Raw genomic sequence first — 25499 nt, 5'->3', positions numbered from 1 at the left:
AGGCGATGGCAAGCCATCGCCCGCGAGGTTCTGGGTCGGCCGGCGCCGGCGCGCAGCCATGCGGCAAGCGGGCGTGTCTTGTCAGGCCCCGACCAATTTGCTGTCAAACCATTCGCGCAGGCCAGGCTCCGAGAACTCGCGGGCCAGCGTGACGGCGGTCTCCCGCGCCTGCTGCTGTTGCGTGGCCTGGGACAGGCCGCCGTGGGCGCGGGCCAGTTCCAGCAAGAGGAAGGCGCGATCCACGTCCTCCTCGCCATGCGTGTCTATCAACTTCAAGCCTTCGGCGGCGGCATCCCGGGCCTGCGCCCAGCGGCCGAGATGGTTGGCGACCAGCGCGCGCAGATAGCAGGCCCGCTCGACGTTGACCCAGGTGCCGCCGGCCTGCCACATTTCCTGGCAGCGGACGGCGGCCTCCTGCATGACGTCGTTGATCGGCGCCGACGGTTCGGCCGCATGGTTCATCCAGCCCGAGACGATATTGTTCAGCGCCGCCCCCAGCATCGCCGCCACGGCGTTCGGACCGTTCCATTGCCTGATCTGCTCCAGGGCGCCGCGCAGCACCGACAGGAAGCTGTCGCCGGCCGACGCGCGATCGGGGCTGTGCTGCAGCACGCCCAGGCGGATCACCGCCTGGGCTTCGGCCTCGCTGGCGCCGCTGGCCGCCATGAAACGGGCCTGGGCGTGCCAGGCCTCCAGCGGCTGACCGGCGTAGAGCGCGGCGATCGCATGGTTGCGGTGTATCGTCGGCGAGGCGTCCGGCAGCGATGCGATCTGCCGCTGGCGCTGGCAGGCGTCGGTCCAGGTGCCGGCCAGTTCCCCCAGCACATGGTTCAGCAACCAGCTGTAACGCGGCGTGCTGTCCAGACTCAGGCTCGACGGGTCCAGCTCGCGCAATTCGCGCGCGGCGGCGGCCGGATCCTTGTCGTGGTCTGCCATCAAGCGATCAATAACATTCATTTTTTGTGCCTCCCAGTTGAGGTGTTTGTCGTGATGGATTGAGTAAGGTGCGTCGGCAGTAATTTCTCAGCAATGAGCCGAAAAGCAGGAAAATCACCCCCAACCATGCTGCGAAAATCATATCGCCCAGTTTTTTGCTGACCCGCATCCAGCCGCTGTAGGCTTTGCTCAGCTTTACCTTGAAGATCAGCCAGCGGGCGGTGCGCTCCGAGCCTACCGCGCTGACCAGTGAGGAACGGGCTTCGCGTTCGTGCTTCTCTTCGTCTATCGCGATGTCGTTGAACACCGCGGCGGCGTCGCTGAATTTGCCGCAGGCCCTGGCATAGCCCTTGAACTGGGTCGCGATCGAGCGTTCGCTGTCATGGGCGAAGGCGAGAAAGTACGGCACGTCGTTCGGTTTCCTGACCAGTTCCTTGCGCGCCAGGCTATGGCCGCCCATGCGGGCGGACGCCAGCTTGTGGGCGGCATTGAGAAACTTGTCCGAATGCTCCATTTCCTCCAGGCAGTTGCCGAACAGCATCAGTTGGATTTCCGGCTGGTCCACGTAGCGGATCGCATTCAGGTATTGCCATGCGCTGTCGAATTCGATTTCCGAGAACGCCTTCAGCGTTTCCGCGGCGTGCTGCCTATCCCGCCTCCATCGGATAGGCAAGGCAACGGCGGTGATCAGTTTTCTTAGCAAGATGGTCATGAGCATCCTTCCGTCGTCTGTTCGGGTCAATGAGGCTGGCGTTCGGGAAACCAGGTCAGCTGGCCGTGCTGCTGCAGGAAATCGCAGAAGGCGGCCAGTTCGTCCAGCTCCAGATCCAGGTCGGTCGACAGCGTCTGCAGCGTGCGGCTGCCATCCAGCTCGCCGCACAGCATCGCCGTTTGATGATCGAGCGCGCAGGGGCGGGCATAGAAGGCCGTGCTGGACAATATGATTTCCGGCTTGCCCTGCTGGGGGATCAGCGAGGCGCGCGGGTGCAGGGCCGGCCTGCCGCCGAAGACCGCTTGCGGCGCGGCGGCGCGGGTGTAGCTGTCCAGCCAGGGAACGTCGGACGGCGCCTGCCGGACATAGTGCCGGTTCAGCAGCGCGGCGCAGGCCTGGACCTTGGCCGGATCGGCCTGGTGCCAGCCGTCGGCCGGAAACTCGGCCAGCAGATGCAGCAGCCCGCCGGCCTGCAGGCCTTCGGTCAGCTGCTGCAGCGCGGCGTCGGGATCGCGCAGGTGGTCGAGCACATTGATGGCGAGTATCTGCTGGTACGGCGCGTCCCGCATTCCGCAATGGATGTCCAGTCCCAGCCGCCGGCTGCGAAATTGCAGGAAGGCCAGCTTCACCGGGTCGACTTCGACGACGTCGACGCGGGCGCCGCCCATCGCCAGTTGCGTCGCGAAGTGTCCGCAGCCGGCGCCGAAGTCCAGCGTGGCGATGCCTGCCCGGCGATCCAGCGCGGCGAGTATCCGCGCGTCGTCGGCGCTTTCCTGCCCGAGCAGATGCGCCCATACGTCGTGAGTGGCATTGCATAGCCCGACATAGGCGTCGGCCTGCGGCTCCAGCCATGCGCGCTCGACGGTCTCGCGGAAGTCGGTTATCCGGCCGATCTCGTCGGCGATGGGCGCCGGCAGCTCGGCAATGAAATGCAGCAGCGACCATCCGCCTTCCTCGGCCGCGGTGTCGGCGCCGACATCGGCGGGCGCCTGGGCGAGGGCCTGCGCGCAATACAGGGCGGCGAACTCGGCGACTTGGGCCGGCGAGGCCGGCTCCCGCCCCGGACCGAATCGCTGCCGCAACGGCGCCATGTCGACCGCTTCGTCGAGCAGCCGGCCCACGATCTGTTTCAGTTCATCGAGCATCTCGGCGTCTCCGAATCGTGCTCAGGCCTGGAAATGGCTGCCGTTGCGATTGCCCAGCAGCTCCTGCACTTCGGCGGCATACGCCGGCTGCTCCAGCAGCGCGGACAGACGGTCCAGCAGGGCCGGGCCGGCCGCCGCCCAGGCGGCGGGGCCGCCGGGCGGCAGGTAGCCGCGCATGTCGTCGCTGCCGACCGCGACCTCGGCCAGCGCCTTGAACAGATCGAAGTAGCTGGGCATCTTCACCGCGACCGTGGTGTGCAGCGACTCGCCGGACAAGGCGCAGGCGTGGTGGAACAGGCCGCGCGGCAGATACAGCAGATCGCCGGGCTCCAGGTCGATGACGGCGTGGGGCGCGTCGTTGTCGTAGGCGACCGGCTGGCCGTATCCGACCAGCGGATTGGTCTGGCGCTGGCTGGACACATACCAGCGCTTGTGGCCGCTGATCTGCAGCACGAAGATCTCGACGCAATCGTAATGCGGCGCCAGGCCCGGATGGTCCTGTTGCGAGTAGAACAGGCTGGTCTCCACCTCGGCGGAGAAATATTCGGCGAAGCGTTTCTTCAAGCGCATCAGCTCGGGGAAGTGGGCCTCCTGACCAAAGCAATTCGCCGTCGCGCCGGCCTCCAGCAGCATCTTCACCCGCTTTTGACGGACCGATACCGCGCGCCTGCCGTCCATGTCGGTATATTCGACTATCAATTGGTCGTGGGGGATGAAGCCGCTGTCCAGGTACAGTTCCGGCAGGCGGCGATATTGCCACGGCGAGCCGCTCTCGACGATCTCCCGCAATCGGCCCGCATCGGCCAATCCGGCAAAGCGCGCACTGCCGTCGGCGATATAGAGCGGTTTCCGGTCCCAGTATTCGGAAAAGAAGTCGTCCAGGCTGACGGGACTGAGCAATTCCGCCAGATACGACGCCGTTTTCAGGCTGGAGTCCACGATATCGTTCATGATGGTTTCCCGACGGTCATTTTATGTCCGAAGCCCACTGCGCCAGTTTCTCGGCGACGCGGCGGGCGCCCGCCGGTGCGAGGTGGGCGTCGGTTTCGAGATACAGCGGCTGCTGGGTGCCGCGAAAATAGCTCAGCATGTCCAGATCGTCCTCGAATGGCGACGGCTGGGCGGCGGCGTCGGTGAACGGCGGCGGGCTGTAGCGTTGCAGCCAGGACGGGGAAAAGCGCGCCTTCCATGGAATGATGGTGAACGCCAGGCGGGAGCCGCGCTTTTCCCGCTGTTCTCGATACAGATTCGCGATCCGGGCGTTCAGCACCGTGGCCGCGACGACGGAGCGCTGATCGAAACCCAACGGCGTCGGGCGATCGTAATGCACGAAGTCGTCCCAGGCTTCGAGCGAGGCCTGCAGGACCAGGGATTTCATCAGCGCGCAGCGCAGCGCGTCGCCCTCCATGCCGGAGCTGATCAGATAGCCGCAGGCGACGTTGACGTGCCGGAACAGGCCATAGGCGTCCCAAGCGTCGTTTTCCTCGGTATGCAGCACGACAACCCGGTCCTGCTGCGGGATCGATCGCAGGGTCTTTATATAGTCGAGCGGGCCATAGCCCGGCACGCCGTCGTTGACGACGCGGACGCGGCCCCCCAGCATCTTCTGCATTTGCGCGGCGATGGTTTCCTGGTCGGACAGCCCCCAGCCGAATACCTGGGAGTCGCCCACCAAGTGCAGGACCGGCGCGCCTGCCGCCGGCGCGCCCGGCGTGATCCGGCGGCCGTCTCCGTCGGTGCTGATGCTCAGCGTCCTGCCGAACTGCCGCACTTTCGCCTTCTGATCCGCCAATAGCCCGTAACTGTCGCCATTGATGCGGAAAACGGGCGGCGAAAAGTCGATATTGCCGAGGGCGAGTCGCATCAGGCCCTCGGCCGACAGGGCCAGCAGCGCGATGGCGAGAGCGATTTTCTTCCAGGACCAGAATCGCCTGCCCTTGACGATATCTTCGGCATTCGACTGGGCTTTTGCCGCCTGGGCAGTCAGATTTTCACTGTTGGGCATGGCTGATCGCTTTCAGTATCGAATCGGCGATGACCTGGTTGCCCAGCGCATTGTAATGATGGCTGGCCCGGTCCAGGATGGTCTTGGGATCGAATCGCGCCAGGTCGGATTCGGGCATCGCGACGATGAAGCCACTCTTTGTCAATGCGGCCGCGATCGATTGCTGCATCCGATCGAGCCGGCGCCGGGATTCGGGGATGCGTTTCTCCCATGAGTCGAACTGCTCGGCGGACGGGTAGAAGCGGCGGTATTTCAGGAATTCCGACGGCGCCACCTGGTAATCGTTCGGCAGGATCAGCACCACGGTTTTTTCGGCGGCCGGCGCCGATGCGTTCAATCGTTTTATCGCGGCGACGCTGGCTTCGGCCAGGACGCGGCGCTCGTCCTGGTCCAGCGTGAACAGGACGGGATTGGCGCCGGGCGGCAGATAGCCCATCTCGTTTCCCGCCACGATGGATTTCAATATGGTGAAGTCCAGCATGAAGACGCTGTGCACCGACAGCCATTCCCGAATCGCCTTGAAACGCGGCAAGGTGATGTTGGCCGGCGTGAAGAACATCTCGTCGAGGTCGTTGCCGAGATTCAGGCAGATGATCTTCAGCTTCAGCCTCATGCCGGGATGCTTGGCGCGATAGTCGGCGGCCCAGCTGTTGAGCGATTCCGGCTCGGTGCCCGCGACCGCCATCAAGCCGGCGGCGGGCGTGCCCGGCAGGCGGCTTGCCAGGCGCGAGGTGAAGGTCGCGGAAAACGGCATGCCCCAGCCGAAAGCCTGGGAGTCCCCGATGGTCAGAATCTGCGGCGGCCCGGCGTCGCCGTCGCATTGGGCGATGCGAAGCCCGTCGCCGTCGGTGCAGATGCGGAACGGCGCGCCGTTGGCGAAAACGACGGTCGCCTGAAAGCGCGGGGGCATACGGGGATTGCCGACCTGGTCGGTGATGAAGGGCACCATCGGCCGCTTGCCGAGATGGAACAGCCTGCTCAGGCCTTCCAGCGCCAGCGCCATCGCCGACAAGATCAGCACCATGGCGATCAGGTTGACGCCGTAGTCTTTCATCCGGCGCGGCAGCCCGTTCAGCCGGGATTGCGCCATCGATGCGGTCATTTAGATGACTCCGCGGCTTAGAACAGCGGGTAGAGGAAAGGCGCCAGGATGCCGGACGACGAGATGACGGCCAGCAGCAGCGCGATGACGAGCAGGGTCGGGAGCATGAACAGCAGCATTCTTCTGCCGCCTTTATTCAGATCCTTGAATATCTCGATGATGGAGCTGAATACACCCTGGATGATCCACAGATATTTCATTGTCCGTCTCCCGGGTATGCCTTGCGGAATACCATATTGTCCAGAACGAGAACATCGATGCCGGTCCGCGCGAACATCGCCAAGGCCAGATGCGGGTGGCCGACCATCGGAAATGAGCGTTCGTTCAGCGATGTGTTCAAGATCGCGGCCAGGCCGCTGTGCTTGCCGATGGCCGTCAGCAACTTCCAATAGCGGGGATTGTCTTCGCGGGTGCAAATCTGCGGGCGCGTGGTGCCGTCCACATGGATGGCGCCGCGCAACGCGTCATAGCACTGCTGATTGACTTCCCATATCGTTTGCATCCATTTGATAGGCAGTACGGAATTGCCTGGCAGCTGGAATATCTTGTCGGCGTCCTCGGCGGCCAGCGACAGCGCATACGGACGGAAGTGGACATGGCTTTTGACCTGGTGGCTCATCCGGCGCACGGCGGCCAGATTGGACGGGTCCACCAGCAGCGAGCGGTTGCCCAGCGCGCGGGGACCGAGTTCGAAGCGGCCCTGCACCCAGGCGACGATGGCGCCGGCACACAATATGTCGGCAATGTCGGCGACCAGGGCGTCTTCGTCGTGGTACTCGCTGCGTCGTATCGATTCCGCTGCGCGCACGCCCGGGTTCTGCCTGCCGACGAGGAAATCCATCGCATCGTCGGCGGCCAGCAACGGACGCACGGTGTCGCTGCTCCATGAACAGCCGAGATACGGGTGGGCGATCGGCCTGACCGGCCCGTGTTCGGCGGCGTACAGGAAGGCGGTTCCATATGCCGCGCCGCCGTCGCCCGGGTCCGGCGGGATGAACAGCCCGTCGAAGCCGCTTTCCCTGGCGAGGCGGGAATTGGCCAGGCAATTGAGCGCGACCCCGCCGGCGAAGCACAGGTTTTGCTGTCCGGTCCGGACCCTGAGCAGGCGGGCCAGGCCGAGCAGCACCTCGGCCAGCACTTCCTGCAGGCTGGCGGCGATATCGGCGCAGCGCTGATCATCGGCGGAGACGTTTTCTTGCCGTTCGGCTAGCGAGTCGAACGGATAAGGCGTGCGGATGTCGCGCGGCGGGCCGAACATCTCGACCAGCCGGCTGGTGAATATCTCGTTGGCATCGCCTTCGAAGTTGAAGTAGCTGGCATCGACGTGATACCCGCCGTCCTGATGCGGATTCAGTATCCCTTTGATGCGCTCGGTGTAGATCGGCCTGCCGAAGGCCGCCAGCGCCATCGTGCTGGCCTCCGCCGAGTTGGGCTTGAATCCCAGGTAGGCGGTGAACGCCGCATAAACCAGGCCTATCGAGTGCGGATATTGAAACTGCTCTATTACCTTGTATTTTTCCGACCCGTCGCGCCTGGCCACAGCCAGTGTGGTGCAGTCCCATTCCCCTATGCCGTCGACGATCAATACGGCGGCCGAGTCGAACGGCGAGGCGAAGAATGCCTGGGCGATATGGGAATGATGGTGCTCCATCAAGTGAATCTTGGACAGCGGTAGGTTGAAGCGGGCGCTCAGGCTGGAGCGCACCCACAGCTTCTCCTTCAGCCAGCTCTTATTCGCCGAAATGAAATTGCGTATGCCGCTTGGGAATTGAGACAGGCTGGTCGAAAGAATGCGGGAATACTTGGTCGACGGGCGCTCGTAATAGACGACCTGGTCAATCTGGGATTGATCGAGTCCATGCTGCTGCATCAGGGCGGACAAGGCTTGGGCAGGATAATTGCTATCGTGCTTTTGCAATGTGAACCGCTCTTCGGCGGCGACGCCCAGCAGTTCGCCATCGGACACCAGGGCTGCGCTGCCATCATGAAAATCAAACGACAAACCGACGATATTCACTATACGTCTCGCTTTTGGAAAAGACTGCGCTAGTAAAAACGGGAAGGTTGCGTGTCGGCTGGCTGCGCGTGGGCATCGAGGCGGGGCGACGAGTCGGATCGAACGCGAAGGTAGCCAAGTTGACTTTCCACCTTATGCCACCAGTCGATTGTAAATACACCTGTTACAAATGACAGGAATTGAGTTACATGGCGCTGAAGCCGACGGCGCCGGGGCCGGATCGATGCCGGCGGCCGGCTCCCTCCGCCGCGCCGATGGCGGTGGCCGTCCGGGGACCGGGTTCGAGCGATGCCGGCGCGCCGTTCAGACCGACTCCGTCGTCAATGGCGAAACCTGGCACAGGGGGCAGGTGGCGGGCGCGATCGCCGGTGGCTGTGACAGGGAAGTTCGGCCGCGGGACGCGGCGATCGACGGGAGCCGGCCGCTAGGCCGGTTTTTTCATCAATCGGGTCCGGGAGGCGGGAGAGAGAGGCGTGCCCGGCGTGGGAATCGGGCAGGCGACACCATTGGAATGGTGCGCGGTTTTACATGTCACCCATGAGTATTATGCATTTAATTAGCCGATGTTGAATTTGCGCCGGTATCAAGGGCAAGCATTGTTTTGTAAAAAAACAACATTTATTGAGGAAATGCGACGCAGGAAGTTTGCGATGCGACGTTCGGGTCGGAGCGGGATGGACGACCTGGCTACCGGTAATGGCGAACGGTCGGCGCGCCTTATTCGGCTTAAATGCTGATGGTATATATATTCAGGGTGAGTATGAAGAAAATCATATCGTTGGCAGCGCAGATCCCGTTGATGACCGATTGTGACTGAAATTTACAAATATTGACATCTTGGACTTGCTCTTAACACACTCGAAACATAACCGGCCAGACGCATGGACCCGGTTGTAAGCCTCCGCGATGCCGGCACAGAACCGGCAGGCGGGAACAGAGAAATAGAGTGAAGGAGAGTTCCGTGATGAAAAGAACCAAGCTGGCGCTGGCGCTGGCTGTCATCGGCATCGGCGCGCAGGCGCCGCAGGCCTGGGCCGACCAGGCCTCCGAACTGGACCGGGTGGAAGTCACCGGCTCCAACATCAAGCGCAGCATCAAGCAGGAAAAAGCCCTGCCGGTCAGCATCATCCGCACCGAGGACATGAGCAAGCAGGGCTTCACGACGGTGGAGCAGGTGGTCAATTCCCTGGCCAGCAACCAGTCGAATCTGGTCGGCGCCTCGTCGGTGCAGTCGGTCAGCGGCGGCGCCTCGTACGCCGGTCTGCGCGGTTTCGACCCGCAATACACGTTGGTGCTGCTCGATGGCCGCCGCGTCGCCAACCAGGCCATTTCCGGCATCGCGACCGATCTGAACGCGATTCCGCTGTCGGCGATAGAGCGGATCGAGGTGCTGCGGGACGGCGCTTCGGCGCTGTATGGCAGCGACGCGATCGGCGGGGTGATGAACTTCATCACCAAGAAAAGCTATCAGGGCATGACCATTTCCGGCGAGGCGCTGGCCACCGCGCACAAGGGCGGCGACTCGGCGAATGTCAGCGTGCTGGGCGGCGTCGGCGATCTCGCCAAGGACGGCTGGAACGCATACGGGGTGCTGGCCTACCAGAAAAGCCAGGCGATCAAGACGGTGGACCGCGCTTTCGCCACCAAGAACCAGTCGCTGAGCCCCATCACCTATCCCGCGAACTTCCTGTACCAGTCCAAGGGCAATCCCGGCGACGGCAATGTTTACAACGCCTCGATGCCGGGCTGCCGCCCGCCGTATTCGACACCGAAGGATGCGACTATCTGTGGCGAAAAAACCTGGCTGTTCATGGACTTGACGCCGGAGGTGGAGCAATTCACCGCCAATGGCAAGTTGAGCAAGCAGTTCGGCGACCATCTGCTGACGGCGCAGTACCTCGGTTCGCGAAACATCAGCATCACCCGTATCGGTCCGACGCCGATGCAGTCGGTCGCCACGCTGACCGCGGGCGTCAACAAATACTTCCCGACCGTCTTGCCCGACGGCACGCCGGTCACGCCGGGCGCCACGGCGGTGCTGAACCTGCGCAGCGATCCGCTGGGCCCCAGAAGCACCAAGAGCACGTCCGACACGCAGCGCCTGGCGTTGAATCTGGAAGGTTTGCTCGGCGGCTGGGACTACCGGACCGGCGCCGCCTACTCCTCCAACAAGACCACGATCAACTACAAGAGCGGTTATGTGAACAGCGAGAAGATAGAGCAGGCGCTGTTGTCGGACCAGATCAATCCGTTCGGGGACTCCTCGGCCGGCGCGTGGGACAGCGTCGAGCTCAAGGGGGACGGCTGGGTGTCGAAATACGAGACCGCCCTGGCCGACTTCAAGGCCAGCAAGGAGATTTTCGCCTTGCCGGCCGGCAATGTCGCGGCGGCGATAGGCGGGGAGTTGCGGCACGAGAAGCTAGACAGCCAGATCCAGGATCTGGCGCAGTACGCGATCGGTTCGGGCATCGCGGACTCCAAATCGACCAAGGGCAGCCGCAATATCTCGGCGCTCTACCTGGAGGCGGAAGTGCCGGTCATCAAGGGACTGGACTTGCAGCTGGCCGCCCGCTACGACAAGTACAGCGACTTCGGCAAGGCCTTCAATCCCAAGGTGGCGTTCAAGTATCAGCCGACGGCGCAGATCCTGTTCCGCGGCTCTGCCAGCCGGGGGTTCCGCGCGCCGTCGCTGTTCGATGTCTTTCAGCCGGACGCCAAGACCTACACCAACGGCAACGATCTGAACGATCCGGTGCGCTGCCCGAACGGCACGCCGGCAAACGGCGGCGACAAGACCGATTGCGGCACCACCTTCTTCGCCAAGCAGGGCGGGAATCGCAATCTGGAGCCGGAACGCGCCAGCTCCCTGACCTTCGGCGTGGTGATCGAGCCGGTGAAGGAGATCACGGCCAGCGTGGATTTCTGGTGGACCACCATCCACAAGGTGATAGGCGTGCTGGATAACGACCTGATTTTCCAGGATCCGGTCAAGTATGCCGATCGATTCGTCCGCGTGGATCCGGGCAATCCGTACTCGAAGCTGGACTATGTCTCGACCCCGACCGAGAACCTCGGCAACCTGAGCGCCGCCGGCCTGGACGCCTCGTTCGCCTGGCGCCTGCCCAAGAGCCGTTTCGGGAATTTCGCCATCAATCTGGACGGCACCTACACCTCCAAGTTCACCCAGCAGGTTGAGGCGGGCGGCCGCTATTATTCGCGCCTGAGCCAATGGAACAATGGTTTGCAGCCCATTGTGCGCTGGAAGCACAGCCTGGGCTTCAACTGGTCCATGGGCAACTGGAGCGCCTTGCTGGCGCAGAACTATGTGTCCGGTTACACCGACTACAAGGGGACCAGCAACGTCAAGCCGTACTCGAACTGGAACTTGTCGTCCACCTATCTGTGGCAGAAGAAGCTGAGCGTGACCGCCGGGGTGAAGAACCTGTTCGACCAGGAGCCGCCGTTCAGCAACCAGAACAAGTTCTTCCAAAAAGGATTCGATCCGATTCTGGCCGACCCGGTCGGCCGCGCCTACTTCTTGAAAGCGTCATACAAACTGTAGTGCCTGGCTATTGTATTTAGTCCACAGCTATAGCATTCTGTCATGGGTCGTGAACCCGAGCAGTAGGTACCGGAGGGGCGTGGAGCTTCGCGCCCCTCCGGTGTTGTAATCCGTTGGCGGGTCCGGGCTTTCGGCCCACAAGGCAGACAAGCCCGGCTTGCCGGTTTTGAATAGAGTGGGTAACCCATATGACTAGTATCACAGCCAAGGGAGTGGGAGGGCCTCCGCCCCGGCGACGATTCGCCGGTCTGGCCGGCGTGATCATCTTCCACGCCGTGCTGATCTACGCGTTGGTGACGGGATTGGCGCAGGGCGTGGTGAAGGTGATCCAGCAGAAGGTGGAAGTCTCGGTGATCAGCGAACCGCCGCCGCCGCCTCCGCCGCCGCCGCCGAAAATCGAGAAGGTGGTGCAGCAGCCGGCGACGCCGAAGCCGCAGGCCTATGTGCCGCCGGTGGTGAATCCGCCGCCGGTCACGCAATCGGCGAACGCGATCCAGTCGGTGACGTCCGATCCGAAGCCGCAACCGGCGCCGACGCCGGCACCGGTGGTGGAAGCGCCGAAGGGGCCGGTTTCGGCCAAGGCCAACTGCAGCCACCTGGAAGCGCCGGAATATCCGAGCAAGGCGCAGGAAGACGAAGTGCAGGGCGTGGTGAACGTGGTGTTCAGCGTCGGCGCGGACGGCAAGTTCGCCGGCAACGCCAGCTACAGCTTCAGCGGCGACATCCCGCCGCGCTACCGCAGCGCGTTCAAGTCGGCGATCGCAACCGCCTTGCAAGGCTATAGCTGCCAGGCCAATACCCAGCTGAAACAGGAATTCGGCTTCAAACTCGACTCTGGCGCCTGAGACCAGAGCATCTCAAGACACAAAGGAGCAATACCATGAGCAAGACCACACTATCCATTCTGGGCAAAGCATTGAGCGCGGCTGCGCTGATCGGCGCGGCGCTGCCGGCGCTGGCGGCGGAGACCGTGAGCACTTCGAATCCGTACGGCATAGACGCGCTGTGGTCGCAAGGCGACTTCGTGGCGCGGGGCACGCTGATCATTCTGCTGATCATGTCCGCTTCGACGTGGTATGTGGGCATCGTCAAGCTGCTGGAACAACGCCGCCTGATCAAGCAGGGGCATGAATTGCTGGCCCACCACGGGGTGGAGCTGCAAAAGGCCGCCAGCGAACTGGCGGATGAAGGGATGTATAGCGCGGTGGCGCAGGCCGGCATCGAGGCGGCGGGCGAGCACAAGGGCGAGCTGGCGAACCGGGTGGATCTGAACACCTGGGTGGCGATGGCGATTTCGGACGCGGTGGATTCGGCGAGCCACCACATGCAGAACGGTCTGTCGGTGATCGCGACGGTGGGTTCGACGGCGCCGTTCGTCGGTCTGTTCGGTACGGTCTGGGGCATTTACCACGCGCTGGTGAAGATCGGCACGTCGGGTCAGGCGTCGATCGACAAGGTGGCGGGTCCGGTGGGCGAGGCGCTGATCATGACGGCGATCGGTCTGGCGGTGGCGGTGCCGGCGGTGCTGGGTTACAACTGGCTGGTGCGCCGCAACAAGCTGGTGCTGGACAATGTGCGAGTGGTGTCAGGCCGTCTGCACGCCAGCCTGCTGAACAACCCGACGCGGTAATCAGCGATGGCCCGATACAAGCGAATAGGGCACGGCCGGGTGGAAGAGGACCAGGTGCTGTCGGCGATCAACACCACGCCGCTGGTGGACGTGATGCTGGTGCTGCTGATCATCTTCCTGATCACGGTGCCGGTGGTGACGCAGACGGTGAAGATGACGCTGCCGAAAGAGCAGAACATTCCGACGCAGACGAAGCCGGAGAATGTGGTGCTGGGCGTGGGGCCGGACAGCCGGATTTACTGGAACATGACGCCGGTGAAGGATCAGGCGGAGTTGCTGACGCGTCTGGTGAAGGAAGCGAAGAAGGATCCGCAGCCGGAGGTGCACATCCGTGGGGACGCGACGGCGAAGTACGCGCCGATAGGTCGCATCGTGCTGGCGGTGCAGCAGGCGGGGATCGTGAAGATCGCGTTTATCACGGAGCCGCCGAGTCCGGGCGGCGCGAGCGAGTAGGAGAGGGATCATGGCGATGAACGTGGGGTCGTCCGGTGAAGACGATCTGATGATGGAGATCAACACCACGCCGCTGATCGACGTGATGTTGGTGATGCTGATCATGTTGATCATCACGATACCGATCCAGACGCACGCGGTGAAGCTGGACATGCCGCAGAACACGCCGTCGAAGCCGCTGGTGAAGCCGGTGGTGGTGCAGATAGACATTGCGCCGGACAATGCGGTGTTGTGGAACGGCGAGCGTCTGTCGAGTCGTGAGGCGCTGGAGTCGAAGCTGTCGGCGGCGGGGAAGTCTGATCCGCAGCCGGAATTGCACATCAAGCCGAACAAGGATGCGAGTTACGCGCCGGTGGCGATGGTGCTGGCGGAGTCGCAGCGGCTGGGCCTGACGAAGCTGGGCATCGTCGGATCGGAGCAGTTCGTGCAGTAACGCGGTTTTCGACCCGACCGGAAAGGCAGCCACTGGCTGCCTTTCTTTTCACCGCATGTCATGGAGAAACAACAGATGAAAATAAAGGCGTTGGCGCTGGCCCTGCTGCTGGCCGGCCAGGCTTGGGGCCACGGGCTGTCCGGCATCGATACGGGCAACTTCAACCGCAGCATCCGTCCGCAGGACGATATCTATCTGGCGGTCAACGGCAAGTGGCTGGATACCCACGAGATTCCGCCGACCGAGTCGTGGGAAGGTGCGTTCAAGGAGTTGCGCGATCTGAGCGAGGCGCGCAGCCGCGGCCTGATCGAGGCGGCCTCGATCCAGGCCGGCGGCAACGAGCAGCGTATCGCCGCCCTGTATGCGAGCTTCATGGATGAGGCGGCGGCGGACAAGAAGGGTCTGCAGCCGTTGGAGCCGGAATTGCAGGCGGTGACCATGCTGTCCGGCCGCGGCGAACTGCTGCGTCTGCTCGGCGGCTGGCAGTCGGCCAATGTCAGGCTGCCGCTGGCGCTGGAGGTGGGCATAGACGCCAAGGATGCCACCGCCTATCTGCCGGAGCTGTCGCAGAGCGGCCTGGCGATGCCGGACCGCGACTACTATCTGGGCAAGGACGCGCGTTTCGCCAAGGCCAGAGCCGCCTATCAGGGCTATCTCGAACGGCTGTTCCGCCTGGCCGGCTATGCCCAGCCGGAAAAGCGCGCCAAGCGGGTGATGGCGCTGGAAACCAAGCTGGCCCAGCTGCAGCGCAGCCGGGTGGAGAACCGGGATCCGCAGAAGCGCTACAACAAGATGACGCTGGCCCAGCTGGGCAAGCTGGCGCCTAAGCTGGACTGGCATGGCTTCTTCGCCGCGGCCGGCATCGCCGATCCGGGCCTGTTCAACGTCGATCAGCCCGAATATGTCAAAGGCCTGGCCGGGCTGTTGCAGAAGGAGCCGCTGCTCGTATGGCAGGATTATCTGATCGCGCACACGCTGGACGGCTACGCGCCGTATCTGGACAAGGCGCTGGGAGATGCCCGCTTCGACTTCTACGGCAAGGCCTTGTCCGGGGCGAAGGAGCAACGCCCGCGCTGGAAGCGCGGCGTGCAATTGGTCGAAGGTTCGCTGGGCGAGGCGCTGGGGCAGCTTTACGTCGCCAAGTATTTCCCGCCGGAGAACAAGCAGAAGATGCAGCAGCTGGTGGCCAATCTGATGACGGCCTACCACCAGAGCATAGACGGCCTGTCCTGGATGGGGCCGGCCACCAAGCAGGCGGCCCAGCACAAGCTGTCCAAATACATGCTGAAGATCGGCTATCCGGACCGCTGGCGCGACTACTCCGGTCTGGAGCTGAAGGCCGACGATCTCGTCGGCAACGTCAGGCGCTCCGGCCGCTTCGAATACCAGTGGCAGCTGTCGCATCTGGGCAAGCCGGTGGACAGGACCGAATGGGGCATGACGCCGCAGACCGTCAATGCCTATTACAACCCGAGCCAGAACGAAATCGTCTTTCCGGCCGCCATCCTGCAGCCGCCGTTCTTCAGCGTCGAGGCCGACGACGCCGCCAACTACGGCGGCATCGGCGCGGTGATCGGCCATGAAATCAGTCATGGATTCGACGACCAGGGCAGCCAGTTCGATGCCGACGGCAATCTGCGCGACTGGTGGACCGCCGAGGACAAGGCGCGCTTCCACGAGCTGACCAGCAAGCTGGTTGCGCAGTACGACGCTTACGAGCCCTTGCCGGGCAAGCATGTGAACGGCCAGCTGACGCTGGGCGAGAACATCGCCGACAACGCCGGCTTGCAGATCGCCTACAAGGCTTACCAGCTGTCGCTGGGCGGCAAGCCGGCCCCGGTGATCGACGGCATGAGCGGCGATCAGCGCTTCTTCTACGGTTTCGCTCAAATCTGGCGCGGCAAGGCCAGAGACGAGGCCCTGCTGGCGCGGCTGGTATCGGATCCGCATTCGCCGGAGGCTTTCCGCGCGATCGGCGCCGCGTCCAACAGCGATGCCTTCCAGCAGGCTTTCGGCGTCAAGTCGGGCGACAAGATGTACAAGCCCGAGGCGCAACGCATCCGCATCTGGTAAGCGGCGAGGCCTTGCGCTAAAGCCCGCGCCGGTTTCCGGCGCGGGCTTTTCGCTTGTCGGGCAACAATATTGCCGTATCGGGGTGAATTCTTTAGACTCCGATCAATGCGTAGATTGATATTTTCCCTTGTTAGCATAATGGTGTTGTCGGCTTGCGATTCCAGGCAGGCCGAGACTTTGGTGAAGTCCGCAGAAGTGCGGCGTCTGGCGGAGTGGGGCGAGGCGGTGCTGTCCGGGGCGGGCGGCGGGCGGCAGCCATCGACCGAGGCGGAGGCCATCCGGCCCGCGGTCCTGGTCAAAGGCGCCAAGGAGGTCGGCCATCGCGATTTCGCCGCGGCCAAGCGCATCCTGCCGCGCATCTATTCCGGCATGGAAGTCGACTTCTATTGCGGCTGCACTTATCGGGACAAGGCGGTGGACTGGCGGTCCTGCGGATACCGTCCGCGAAAGTCGGAGACTCGTGCCAGCCGGATCGAGTGGGAGCACGTGGTGCCGGCCTGGGTGCTCGGCCATCAGCGGCAGTGCTGGCAACAGGGCGGCCGCAAGGCCTGCGGGGACCGCGACGCGCTGTTCCGGATGGCGGAGGGCGATCTGAACAATCTGGTGCCGGCGGTCGGCGAAGTCAACGGCGATCGCGCCAATTTCTCCTATGGCGCCTGGACGGCCCATCCGCGTCCGATTTACGGCCAGTGCCGTTCACTGGTCGATTTCCAGCGGAAACGTTTCCAGCCGCGCGAGGAAGTCCGCGGCGCCGCGGCGAGGATCACGCTGTACATGCACCAGCGCTACGGTCTGCGCATCAGCGAGCAGGACCGCAAGCTGATGTGCGCATGGGCACGGCAATATCCGGTCGACGAATGGGAGCGCCAGCGCGACCGGCGCATCGTGCAGTGGCAGGGGGAGGGGAATTTCCTGGTGTCGCGGCCGGAGGCGTTGGGGCAGCTCTGCGGCTGAGCTTGCGCCGGATGAAAAAAACGCCACGGCATGCCGTGGCGTTTTGCTTGAGCCAAGGGCTGGCTTAGAAGGAGACCTTCATGCCGACGCCGAAGGCTTGCGGGCTGTTGCCGGCGGTCAGGCTGGCATCTTTGGTGCCCAGGCCGGTATCGTAGATCGGGTTGTTGGCGAAGTTCGCCTTGGCCAGACGGTTGTTGGTGATCTTCGTGTAGTAGGCCAGCAGCTGGGTGGACTTGGACAGATTGTAGTAGCCGCCCAGCGCCCATTGCTTGGCCTTGTAGTCGTCGCCGTTGACACCGGCGCCGACGTTCTTCAGCGCGCCCAGCTGGCCGTAGGACAGCTTGACCGAGGCGGGACCGAAGTCCTGGCCCAGCGCGATCAGCCAGTCATCCTGCTTGACCTGGCCGCCGCCGACCTGGTCGAAGGTGCCCCATTCGTAGTTGCCGCCGATGAAGGTGCCGAAGTCGAACTTGTAGCTGGCGGCGATGCTGTAGAAGCTGACATTCTTGCCGGAGTTCAGGCTGAGTACGGCCGGGTCATTGGTGCTGGACGTGTTGTAGCTGTTGGTGTTGGCTTTGACTGCCAAGTCGTATTGACGATCCCAGGCGGTCGCAACATTCAGGCCGCCCCAGTTGTAGCCCAGACCCAGCGAGATGCGCTTGGAGTCATTGCCGGATACGCGAGCTTCGTCGACGCCCCAGGAGCCGCCCAGCGTGAAGCCGGCCCAGTTCGGCGAGAACCAGTGGATGGAGTTGGCCAGACGCGCTTCGCCGCGGCTGTTGACCGAGCTGGAGCTGAAGTTGTCGGCGGTGGTGTTGACGAAGACGTCGGTGCCCAGCGCGGAGTTGCTGCTGCCGGTGAATACTTTGTAGGCGGAGTCGTTCTGGCCGATCAGAAAGCGGCCGACATCGGTGTTGTCGATGCCGACGAAGGTGTTGCGGGTCGCGAAGGTGGCGCTTTGGGCTTTGTCGTTGGTGCCGCCCTGCTCGAAGTTGCGCAGGCTGCTTTCAACCTGCCAGATCGCCTTGGTACCGCCGCCCAGGCTTTCCCAGCCCTTGAAGCCGATGCGGGAGTTCTCATCGACCACGCGGGTGCGGGAGCTGTATTGGCTGGTGGTGGAGCCGGTGGCCTTGGCGGACTCGATGCCGCCGCTGATGAAGCCGTAGATGGTGACGTCGGCGTGGGCCGCGACCGGGACGATGAACAGCGATGCAACGATGGCTGCCAGATTCTTCTTTTGCATGATGGAACTCCAGTCAAGTCGAGGTTCTGTGGCGAAGCAGTGAAGTTCCGTGTCAACTTAACGACTTACGCACGGCTGCTTCACAACTTGTCTTAGTTTAACCACAGAATATGACGGGAGTGTTTCCAAACTGGCCGTTGGGCGTGGCAATAATGCGACGCCTGTTGCAATTATGCCGAAAACTTGTTCGGGTAGATTTCGTCTATTAGTGTCCGACAATCGACAACGCGCAAGTCATTGTCCTTGGCGAAGGCCATCAGGAACTGGAAGATCTGCGGGTGAATCTTTTCCAGCTTCTTGTCTACGGCGACGCAACGCACGCCTTCCAGCAGCATCGGACGGACGAAGGCGTGGTAGGACAGGCGTTGATTGGTGTCGAAGGAGGCCAGAATGCCGGCCAGGCGTTCTGCCCAGTCGCTGGGGCGGAAGGTGCGACCCTCGGAGGTGAGTCCCTGGATCACGATTTCGTACGGATTGCAGATCATGGCGGTGGAACCAGTGTGTTTGCTTTTGGTGTAGCCTGTTTTGTAGTCGCTGCTAAGGCGTTTTTTGTGGGCCGGCGTTTTTTGCTAATGCGAAAGTTTTGTGATCATACCTGAAAATCATATGCGCTTGAATGGCGGCAGCGAAGCCAGCAGCTTTTTGCCGTAACTCTGCCGGGTCAGGCGGTTGTCCAGTATGGTGACGCGGCCGTAGTCGCGCTCGGTGCGGATCAGCCGGCCGACGGCCTGGACCAGCTTGATCGACGCCTCCGGCACCGTCAGTTCGATGAAGGGGTTGCCGCCGCGTTTCTCTATCCAGCGCGACAGCGTCTTGCCGACCGGGTCGTCGGGCATCGCGAACGGCAGCTTGGCGATGATGACGTGGACGCAGCTCTCGCCGGGCAGGTCCAGCCCTTCCGAAAACGAATCGAGGCCGAAAATCACGCTGGCCTGCTGCTCCTTCAATCGTTGGTGGTGGCTGTCCAGCAGCGTCCGTTTCGGGATTTCGCCCTGGATCAGCAGCCTTTCCCTCAGCGTCGCCGGCAGGCCGGCCGCCACTTCCTGCATCTGCTTGCGAGACGAGAACAGCACCAGGGTGCCGACGGGCTCGGACAGGTCGATCAGCTTGGGCAGCCATTCTATGATCTCGCGGGTATGGCCGCCGGGGTCCTTCGGACTGGCCAGCAGCGGCGGCAGGTAGAGTTCGCCCTGCTCGTCGAAATTGAACGGCGAATCCAGCGCCAGGCAGTTGACCTGGGGCAGCCACTTCAAGCCGGTCTGCGACAGCAAGAGTTCGAAGTCGCCGAGCGAGCGCAGCGTGGCCGAAGTCAGGATGGCGCCGGCGGCGCGGCGCCACAGCGTCGCGGCCAGGCTGGCGGCGGCGCTGACCGGCGAGGCCGAGAACAGGTAGTCGCCCTTGCCCTCGGCGCGGCGGGTGATCCATTTGGCGATAGGCGGCGCGTTTTCAGGGGTTTCGGTATCGAACAAATCCCAGACCGCGCTCAGTTGCTCGGCTCGGCCGATCAGGAAGCCCAGTTCGGTGGCGGTCTTGTCCAGGTCGCCGTCGCTCTTGTCCTTGCGGGCCTCGGACAGCGCATTGCCCATATCGTCGAGCTGCTTCGACAGCGCGCGGGCGGAGATGGCCATATTGGCGGCCGAGGCCTTCAGCCGTTCCGGCAGCACGCCGTCCTCTATCAGCCAGGACGGTTCCAGGTTGTCGCTGCTGGCGGCCAGCGCGTCCTCGCTGCCGAGCAGCCATTGCCATTCGGTCAGCGTTTCGACGCAGGCGGCGGCCGAGTCTATCGCATTGCTGGCCAGCTCGGCCTTGCCGGTATGCGCCTCGGCGTGGACGACCACCGCGCCGACCTTGTCCAGCCAGCCCAGCGCCTGGGCCAGCGAATGCTCGGCGGCGAACTGGTTGATCGCCTTCTTCGCCAGGTGGTGCGCCTCGTCTATGCAGTAGAAGCTTTCCTCGGGCGACGGCAGGATGACGCCGCCGCCCATGGAGACGTCGGCCAGCATCAGGTCGTGGTTGGCCACCACCACGTCGACATTTTCCAGCGTGTCGCGAGCCAGGTAGAACGGGCATTCGACGCGGTTCGGACAGGCGGTCTTCAGGCAGCCGTGCCTGTCGTTGGTGACGCGCGACCACAGGCCGTCCTCGAGCACGACGTCCCAGCTGTCGCGGTCGCCGTTCCACTTGCGCTGGTGGAAGGCGTCGGCCATCGCGTTCAGCGCGTCCAGCTCCGCCTGTTCCGGCTTGTGGTCCCACAGCGCCATCATCGGGTCCGGCTGCAGCAGGCTTTGCTGCGCATGCTGGGCGGTCAGGCCGTACAGGCGGTAAGGGCACAGATAGCGGCCGCGGCCTTTGGCCAGCGCGAAGCTCAGCGGCAGGCCGCTGTTCTCGACGACGAAGGGCAGGTCGCGGTTGACCAGCTGTTCCTGCAGCGCGACGGTGGCGCTGGTGACCACCAGCTTCTTGCCGCGCGCGCGCGCCATCACGCCGCCGGCCAGCAGATAGGCCAGGCTCTTGCCGACGCCGGTCGGTCCCTCGATGACGACGATGCTTTCGCCGTGACGCTCGGGCCAGTCGTCGCCGACCTTTTCCTGGGCGCGCGACAGCGCGTTGGCGATTTCGGCCAGCATGCGCCGCTGCGCGGCGCGCGGGCGGAAGCCCGGCAGTCGGTCGGAAATGGCGCGGTAATGGTCGCGAATGGCGTCTTTTTCGGCATCGGTCAGCATGGCCGCGATTGTACCGTATGCGACCGATGTGCGCCTGCATAATGACGGCGCCCACCAGATGTGGATAGGATAGGCGTCAAACAAGAAACAGCGCGTACGTCCGGACAGACGCTAAAAACAAGTGCGCCGCAAACAGCAAGAGGAGAAACCGTCATGAAACCCGTTAGCCGCGTTGTCGTGGTCAGCGACGATGTGACATGGCAGGCCGAAGTGCTGGCCGGCCTGGGAGCCGCCGCGGTGCGGCTGGAGAATCCGTTTGGCCTGACTTTCGTTCCGGCCGGCGCCACGGCGGAAACGATGGACCTGATCGCCCGAGACGGCGAAGTGCAGGTGGTCCTGGTCGACAGGCAACTGAAGGGCACCGCCAGCGGCGAGGCCGCCGGCCAGCTGGCGAACCGCATCAGCGATTTCCGCCCGGAAATTTCGCTCTACGTCTTCCTGCGGGACGACGACGAGCGGGCCTTGGTCGAGCAGTTGGCCAGCCACGCGGTCGACGGCTATTTCTACCGCGACGAGGCCGATTTCAACGGCTGGTTCCGCATCCTGGTGGCGGAACTGGCGGAAAAGTCGGCGACGCCGTTCTACGACAGGTTGAAGCAGTATGTGCGGATGGCCAAGGATTCCTGGCATACGCCGGGCCATTCCGGCGGCGACTCGCTGAAGGGCAGCCCGTGGGTCGGCGACTTCCACGACTTCGTCGGCGAGCACCTGTTGCGCGCCGATCTGTCGGTGTCGGTGCCGATGCTGGACTCGCTGCTGCATCCGACCGGCGTCATCGCCGAGGCGCAGATGCTGGCGGCCAAGGCCTTCGGCGCGCGCAAGACCTATTTCGCCACCAACGGCACGTCGACGTCGAACAAGGTGATCTTCCAGACGCTGCTGGCGCCCGGCGACAAGCTGCTGCTGGACCGCAACTGCCATAAATCGGTCCATCACGGCGTCATCCTGTCCGGCGCGTTGCCGGTATATCTGGATTCGTCGGTCAACCGCCGCTACGGCATCTTCGGCCCGGTGCCCAAGACCACCATCTTCGACGCGATCGAGGCCAACCCCGACGCCAGGGTGCTGATCCTGACTTCATGTACCTACGACGGCCTGCGCTACGATCTGAAGCCCATCGTCGAGGCGGCGCGGGCGAAGGGCATCAAGGTGATCGTCGACGAGGCCTGGTACGGCTTCGCCCGTTTTCATCCGGCCTTCCGGCCGACGGCGCTGGAGTCCGGCGCCGACTACGTGACGCAAAGCACGCACAAGGTGCTGTCGGCGTTCTCGCAGGCCAGCATGATCCACGTCAACGACCCGCGCTTCGACGAGCACCTGTTCCGCGAAAACTTCAATATGCACGCGTCGACCAGCCCGCAGTACAGCCTGATCGCCAGCCTGGACGTGGCGCGCAAGCAGGCGGTGACCGAGGGCTACCGCCTGCTGGACCGCACCTTGAAGCTGGCGCAGGAGTTGCGCGACAAGATCAACTCCACCGGCGCCTTCCGCGTGCTGGAACTGGAGGATCTGCTGCCGGAGGAGGTCCGGGAGGACGGCATCCGGCTCGACCCGACCAAGCTGACCGTCGACTTCAGCGGCTCGGGCTTCACCGCCGACGAATTGCAGCAGGCGCTGTTCGAGCGCTACAACATCCAGGTGGAGAAATCGACGTTCAACACCATCACGCTGCTGCTGACGATAGGCACGACCCGCAGCAAGCTGTCGAGGTTGCACGACGCGATGCTGAGGCTGGCCAAGGAGGGGAGGCCGGCGCGGCCGTTGGGCCGGATGCCGGAGATTCCGCATTTCAGCCGGCTGGCCTGCCTGCCGCGCGACGCCTTCTACGAGGCCGGCGAACGACTGCCGCTGCTGGACGACGACGGCCGTCCGAACGCCGCGCTGGCCGGACGCATCAGCTGCGACCAGATCGTGCCGTATCCGCCCGGCATCCCGGTGCTGGTGCCGGGACAGGTGGTCGACGACACCATCCTGGCCTATCTCGCCCGGCTGCAGAAGACGCAGAAGACGATAGAAATGCATGGTCTGGCCGAGGACGGCGGCGAATTCTTCCTGCGCGTGCTGAGGCCGCAGGAACTGGCGGAACTGCCCGGTCGCGCTTTATGCAATTGAGTGCTTGTCAGCGCCGGCGATTTCCGATAAATATAACAAATGTCGCATTTCTGTAAATCATGCCCATGTCTTTTACGAGCTGCGACATCTGTAAAGTGACTTGAGACCAGCGTGTAGTAATGTGCCGTTGCGCATGAAACCACCTTCCGGTGTTACACGCGCAACGGCTTCTTTTTTTGATTGGAGCATCATGACGTCCGTTAGGCATTACCTGCAGTTCAGCGACCTCACTCCCGACGAGTACCACCATCTCTTCGAGCGAAGCCGGGTCCTGAAGCGACGACAAGGCGCCGGAGAGCTGCACCGGCCGCTGGTCGGCAAGGTGATGTCCATGGTGTTCGAAAAGAACTCCACCCGCACCCGGGCCTCCTTCGAGGCCGGTATGGCGCAACTGGGCGGCCACGCGATGTTCCTGGACACCAAGAGCTCGCAGATCGGCCGTGGCGAGCCGATAGAGGACACCGCGCGCGTGCTGTCCCGGATGAGCGACATCATCATGATCCGCACCTTCGAACAGCGCCAGGTCGAGCGGCTTGCCGCGCATTCGCGGGTGCCGGTGATCAATGGCCTGACCAACGAATACCACCCGTGCCAGGTGCTGGCCGACATCTTCACCTATGTCGAGCGGCACGGTTCGATCAAGGGCAGGACCGTGGCCTGGATAGGCGACGGCAACAATGTGTGCCGGACCTGGCTGCAGGCGGCAGCCGTGCTCGGCTTCAAGCTGAGGGTGGCCTCGCCGATAGGCTATGAGCTCAAGGCGCTGGATGGCCACCATTATGGTTCGGATGTGTTGGAGCTGACCCAGGATCCGGCGCGGGCGGCGCACGGCGCCGACATCATCGTCACCGACGTCTTCACCAGCATGGGTTACGAGGCCGAGCAGAAGGCGCGGCTGGAAGCCTTCGACGGCTACCAGGTGACGGCCGAGCTGATGCGCCACGCCAAGCCGGAAGCGCTGTTCATGCACTGTCTGCCGGCGCACCGCGGCGAGGAGGTCTCGGCCGAGGTGATGGACGGCCCGCAGAGCGTGGTCTGGGACGAGGCCGAAAACCGCATGCACGTGCAGAAGGCCCTGATCGAATATCTGCTGCTGGGACACCGCGAGGACTGAGGTCCGGCCCGGCAGGCGATTGGCAAACTAATTCAGTGGGAAGAGAAGCAATGTCTGACATCAAAAAAGTGGTTTTGGCGTATTCCGGCGGGCTGGACACCTCGGTGATCCTGAAGTGGCTGCAGGACGAGTACCGTTGCGAGGTGGTGACCTTCACCGCCGACATCGGCCAGGGCGAGGAGGTCGAGCCGGCGCGCCAGAAGGCGGTGTCGCTCGGCATCAAGCCGGAGAACATCTTCATCGAAGACCTGCGCGAGGAGTTCGTTCGCGATTACGTGTTCCCGATGTTCCGCGCCAACACCATCTATGAAGGCGAATACCTGCTGGGCACCTCGATCGCGCGCCCGCTGATCGCCAAGCGCCAGATCGAGATCGCCAAGCAGGTCGGCGCCGATGCCGTATCGCACGGCGCGACCGGCAAGGGCAACGACCAGGTGCGTTTCGAGCTCGGCTATTACGCGTTGAAGCCCGACGTCAAGGTGATCGCGCCGTGGCGCGAGTGGGACCTGCTGTCCCGCGAGAAGCTGCTGGCCTACGCCGAGGCCCACGGCATCGATATCAGCAAGAAGAAGAACGGCGGCAGCCCGTACTCGATGGACGCCAATCTGCTGCACATCTCCTACGAGGGTACGGTGCTGGAAGATCCGGCGCGGGAGCCGGAAGAGGACATGTGGCTGTGGAGCGTCAGCCCGGAGAACGCGCCGGACCAGGCCGAATACGTCGAGCTGGAATACCGCAACGGCGACATCATCGCCGTCAACGGCCAGGCCCTGAGTCCGGCCGGCGTGCTGACCGAGCTGAACCGCCTGGGCAACAAGCACGGCATCGGCCGGCTGGACATCGTAGAGAACCGCTATGTGGGCATGAAGTCGCGCGGCTGCTACGAGACGCCGGGCGGCACCATCATGCTGAAGGCGCACCGCGCGATCGAATCGATCACGCTGGACCGCGAGGTCGCCCACCTGAAGGACGAGCTGATGCCGAAATACGCGCAGCTGATCTATACCGGCTACTGGTGGAGCCCGGAGCGCAAGCTGCTGCAGCAGACGATAGACGCGTCGCAGCAGACGGTGAACGGCTGGGTGCGGCTGAAGCTGTACAAGGGCAATGTGATCGTTGTCGGCCGCGAGTCGAAGACCGACTCGCTGTTCGACCCGACCATCGCCACTTTCGACGAGGACGGCGGCGCCTACAACCACGCCGACGCGGCCGGCTTCATCCGCCTGAACGCGCTGCGGATGCGCATCGCCGCGAACGCGCGGGCCAAGCGCGGCTGACGCGATCG

At 63.5% G+C, this 25499-nt stretch carries 20 protein-coding genes and 1 pseudogene; 10 read left to right on the top strand and 11 right to left on the bottom strand.

Going from position 1 to position 25499, the window contains the following annotated elements:
- Positions 1-81: 81 nt before the first annotated feature.
- Genes WNM05_RS14730 through WNM05_RS14695 form a run of 8 tightly spaced genes read right to left on the bottom strand, consistent with a single transcriptional unit; the run spans position 82 to position 7917 of the window.
- Positions 82-936 (bottom strand): hypothetical protein, encoded by an 855-nt coding sequence (locus WNM05_RS14730; RefSeq protein WP_434628062.1) that lies wholly within the window; start codon positions 934-936, stop codon positions 82-84.
- A 7-nt stretch (positions 937-943) separates the two neighbouring features.
- Positions 944-1648, bottom strand: a complete 705-nt coding sequence (locus tag WNM05_RS14725) for a hypothetical protein (protein ID WP_434628059.1) — start codon at positions 1646-1648, stop codon at positions 944-946.
- Positions 1649-1674: 26 nt separating this feature from the next.
- Complete coding sequence (locus WNM05_RS14720) at positions 1675-2793, bottom strand: class I SAM-dependent methyltransferase (protein WP_434628056.1); 1119 nt, start codon at positions 2791-2793, stop codon at positions 1675-1677.
- A 21-nt stretch (positions 2794-2814) separates the two neighbouring features.
- Positions 2815-3744 (bottom strand): JmjC domain-containing protein, encoded by a 930-nt coding sequence (locus WNM05_RS14715; protein WP_434628053.1) that lies wholly within the window; start codon positions 3742-3744, stop codon positions 2815-2817.
- Between the two features lie 16 nt (positions 3745-3760).
- A complete protein-coding gene (locus WNM05_RS14710; RefSeq protein WP_434628050.1) occupies positions 3761-4798 on the bottom strand; it encodes an alginate O-acetyltransferase AlgX-related protein in 1038 nt (345 codons plus the stop codon).
- Positions 4785-5900 carry a hypothetical protein gene (locus WNM05_RS14705; protein WP_434628047.1) on the bottom strand — a complete coding sequence of 372 codons (1116 nt, stop codon included), beginning with the start codon at positions 5898-5900 and terminating at the stop codon, positions 4785-4787. Before WNM05_RS14705 ends, WNM05_RS14710 begins: the two co-directional genes overlap by 14 nt.
- A 17-nt stretch (positions 5901-5917) precedes the next feature.
- Positions 5918-6100: a hypothetical protein gene (locus tag WNM05_RS14700; RefSeq protein ID WP_434628044.1), complete on the bottom strand. Its 183-nt coding sequence runs from the start codon at positions 6098-6100 to the stop codon at positions 5918-5920.
- Positions 6097-7917: a carbamoyltransferase family protein gene (locus tag WNM05_RS14695; protein WP_434628041.1), complete on the bottom strand. Its 1821-nt coding sequence runs from the start codon at positions 7915-7917 to the stop codon at positions 6097-6099. The genes WNM05_RS14700 and WNM05_RS14695 overlap by 4 nt, the downstream gene beginning before the upstream one ends.
- A 964-nt stretch (positions 7918-8881) precedes the next feature.
- Here WNM05_RS14695 and WNM05_RS14690 point away from each other — a divergent pair.
- The 7 genes from WNM05_RS14690 to WNM05_RS14660 all read left to right on the top strand — a co-directional run bounded on the left by WNM05_RS14690 (position 8882) and on the right by WNM05_RS14660 (position 17022).
- Positions 8882-11479: a TonB-dependent receptor plug domain-containing protein gene (locus WNM05_RS14690; RefSeq protein ID WP_434628038.1), complete on the top strand. Its 2598-nt coding sequence runs from the start codon at positions 8882-8884 to the stop codon at positions 11477-11479.
- A 188-nt stretch (positions 11480-11667) separates the two neighbouring features.
- The gene (locus tag WNM05_RS14685) at positions 11668-12324 is read left to right on the top strand and encodes a hypothetical protein (RefSeq protein WP_434628035.1); all 657 of its coding nucleotides are present in this window, start codon (positions 11668-11670) and stop codon (positions 12322-12324) included.
- 35 nt (positions 12325-12359) lie between these two features.
- Positions 12360-13109: a MotA/TolQ/ExbB proton channel family protein gene (locus WNM05_RS14680; protein WP_434628033.1), complete on the top strand. Its 750-nt coding sequence runs from the start codon at positions 12360-12362 to the stop codon at positions 13107-13109.
- A gap of 6 nt (positions 13110-13115) precedes the next feature.
- Positions 13116-13562, top strand: coding sequence for an ExbD/TolR family protein (locus WNM05_RS14675; RefSeq protein WP_434628030.1), 447 nt, complete (start codon positions 13116-13118; stop codon positions 13560-13562).
- A 10-nt stretch (positions 13563-13572) separates the two neighbouring features.
- On the top strand, positions 13573-13995 hold the full coding sequence (locus WNM05_RS14670; RefSeq protein WP_434628028.1) for an ExbD/TolR family protein: 423 nt from the start codon (positions 13573-13575) through the stop codon (positions 13993-13995).
- 75 nt (positions 13996-14070) lie between these two features.
- On the top strand, positions 14071-16068 hold the full coding sequence (locus tag WNM05_RS14665; RefSeq protein WP_434628025.1) for a M13 family metallopeptidase: 1998 nt from the start codon (positions 14071-14073) through the stop codon (positions 16066-16068).
- 180 nt (positions 16069-16248) lie between these two features.
- The gene (locus WNM05_RS14660; protein WP_434628022.1) at positions 16249-17022 is read left to right on the top strand and encodes an endonuclease; all 774 of its coding nucleotides are present in this window, start codon (positions 16249-16251) and stop codon (positions 17020-17022) included.
- A 64-nt stretch (positions 17023-17086) separates the two neighbouring features.
- Here WNM05_RS14660 and WNM05_RS14655 read toward each other — a convergent pair whose 3' ends face one another.
- From WNM05_RS14655 to dinG, 3 genes and pseudogenes are all read right to left on the bottom strand, one after another.
- Complete coding sequence (locus WNM05_RS14655; RefSeq protein WP_434628019.1) at positions 17087-18265, bottom strand: porin; 1179 nt, start codon at positions 18263-18265, stop codon at positions 17087-17089.
- Positions 18266-18462: 197 nt separating this feature from the next.
- Positions 18463-18750 (bottom strand): annotated as a pseudogene (locus WNM05_RS14650) (DUF3579 domain-containing protein); the annotation flags it as partial.
- 117 nt (positions 18751-18867) lie between these two features.
- Positions 18868-20988 (bottom strand): ATP-dependent DNA helicase DinG, encoded by a 2121-nt coding sequence (gene dinG / locus WNM05_RS14645; protein ID WP_434628016.1) that lies wholly within the window; start codon positions 20986-20988, stop codon positions 18868-18870.
- Between the two features lie 153 nt (positions 20989-21141).
- On the opposite strand from dinG, the gene WNM05_RS14640 reads away from it, so the two are divergent.
- The 3 genes from WNM05_RS14640 to WNM05_RS14630 all read left to right on the top strand — a co-directional run bounded on the left by WNM05_RS14640 (position 21142) and on the right by WNM05_RS14630 (position 25491).
- Positions 21142-23100, top strand: a complete 1959-nt coding sequence (locus WNM05_RS14640; RefSeq protein WP_434628013.1) for an aminotransferase class I/II-fold pyridoxal phosphate-dependent enzyme — start codon at positions 21142-21144, stop codon at positions 23098-23100.
- 190 nt (positions 23101-23290) lie between these two features.
- The gene (argF, locus tag WNM05_RS14635) at positions 23291-24214 is read left to right on the top strand and encodes an ornithine carbamoyltransferase (RefSeq protein ID WP_434628010.1); all 924 of its coding nucleotides are present in this window, start codon (positions 23291-23293) and stop codon (positions 24212-24214) included.
- A 50-nt stretch (positions 24215-24264) separates the two neighbouring features.
- Positions 24265-25491 (top strand): argininosuccinate synthase, encoded by a 1227-nt coding sequence (locus WNM05_RS14630; protein WP_434628007.1) that lies wholly within the window; start codon positions 24265-24267, stop codon positions 25489-25491.
- Positions 25492-25499 lie beyond the last annotated feature (8 nt).

This window comes from Chromobacterium sp. CV08, assembly GCF_051129845.1.
Lineage (GTDB): Bacteria > Pseudomonadota > Gammaproteobacteria > Burkholderiales > Chromobacteriaceae > Chromobacterium.
This window is presented reverse-complemented; position numbering and strand designations above follow the sequence as displayed.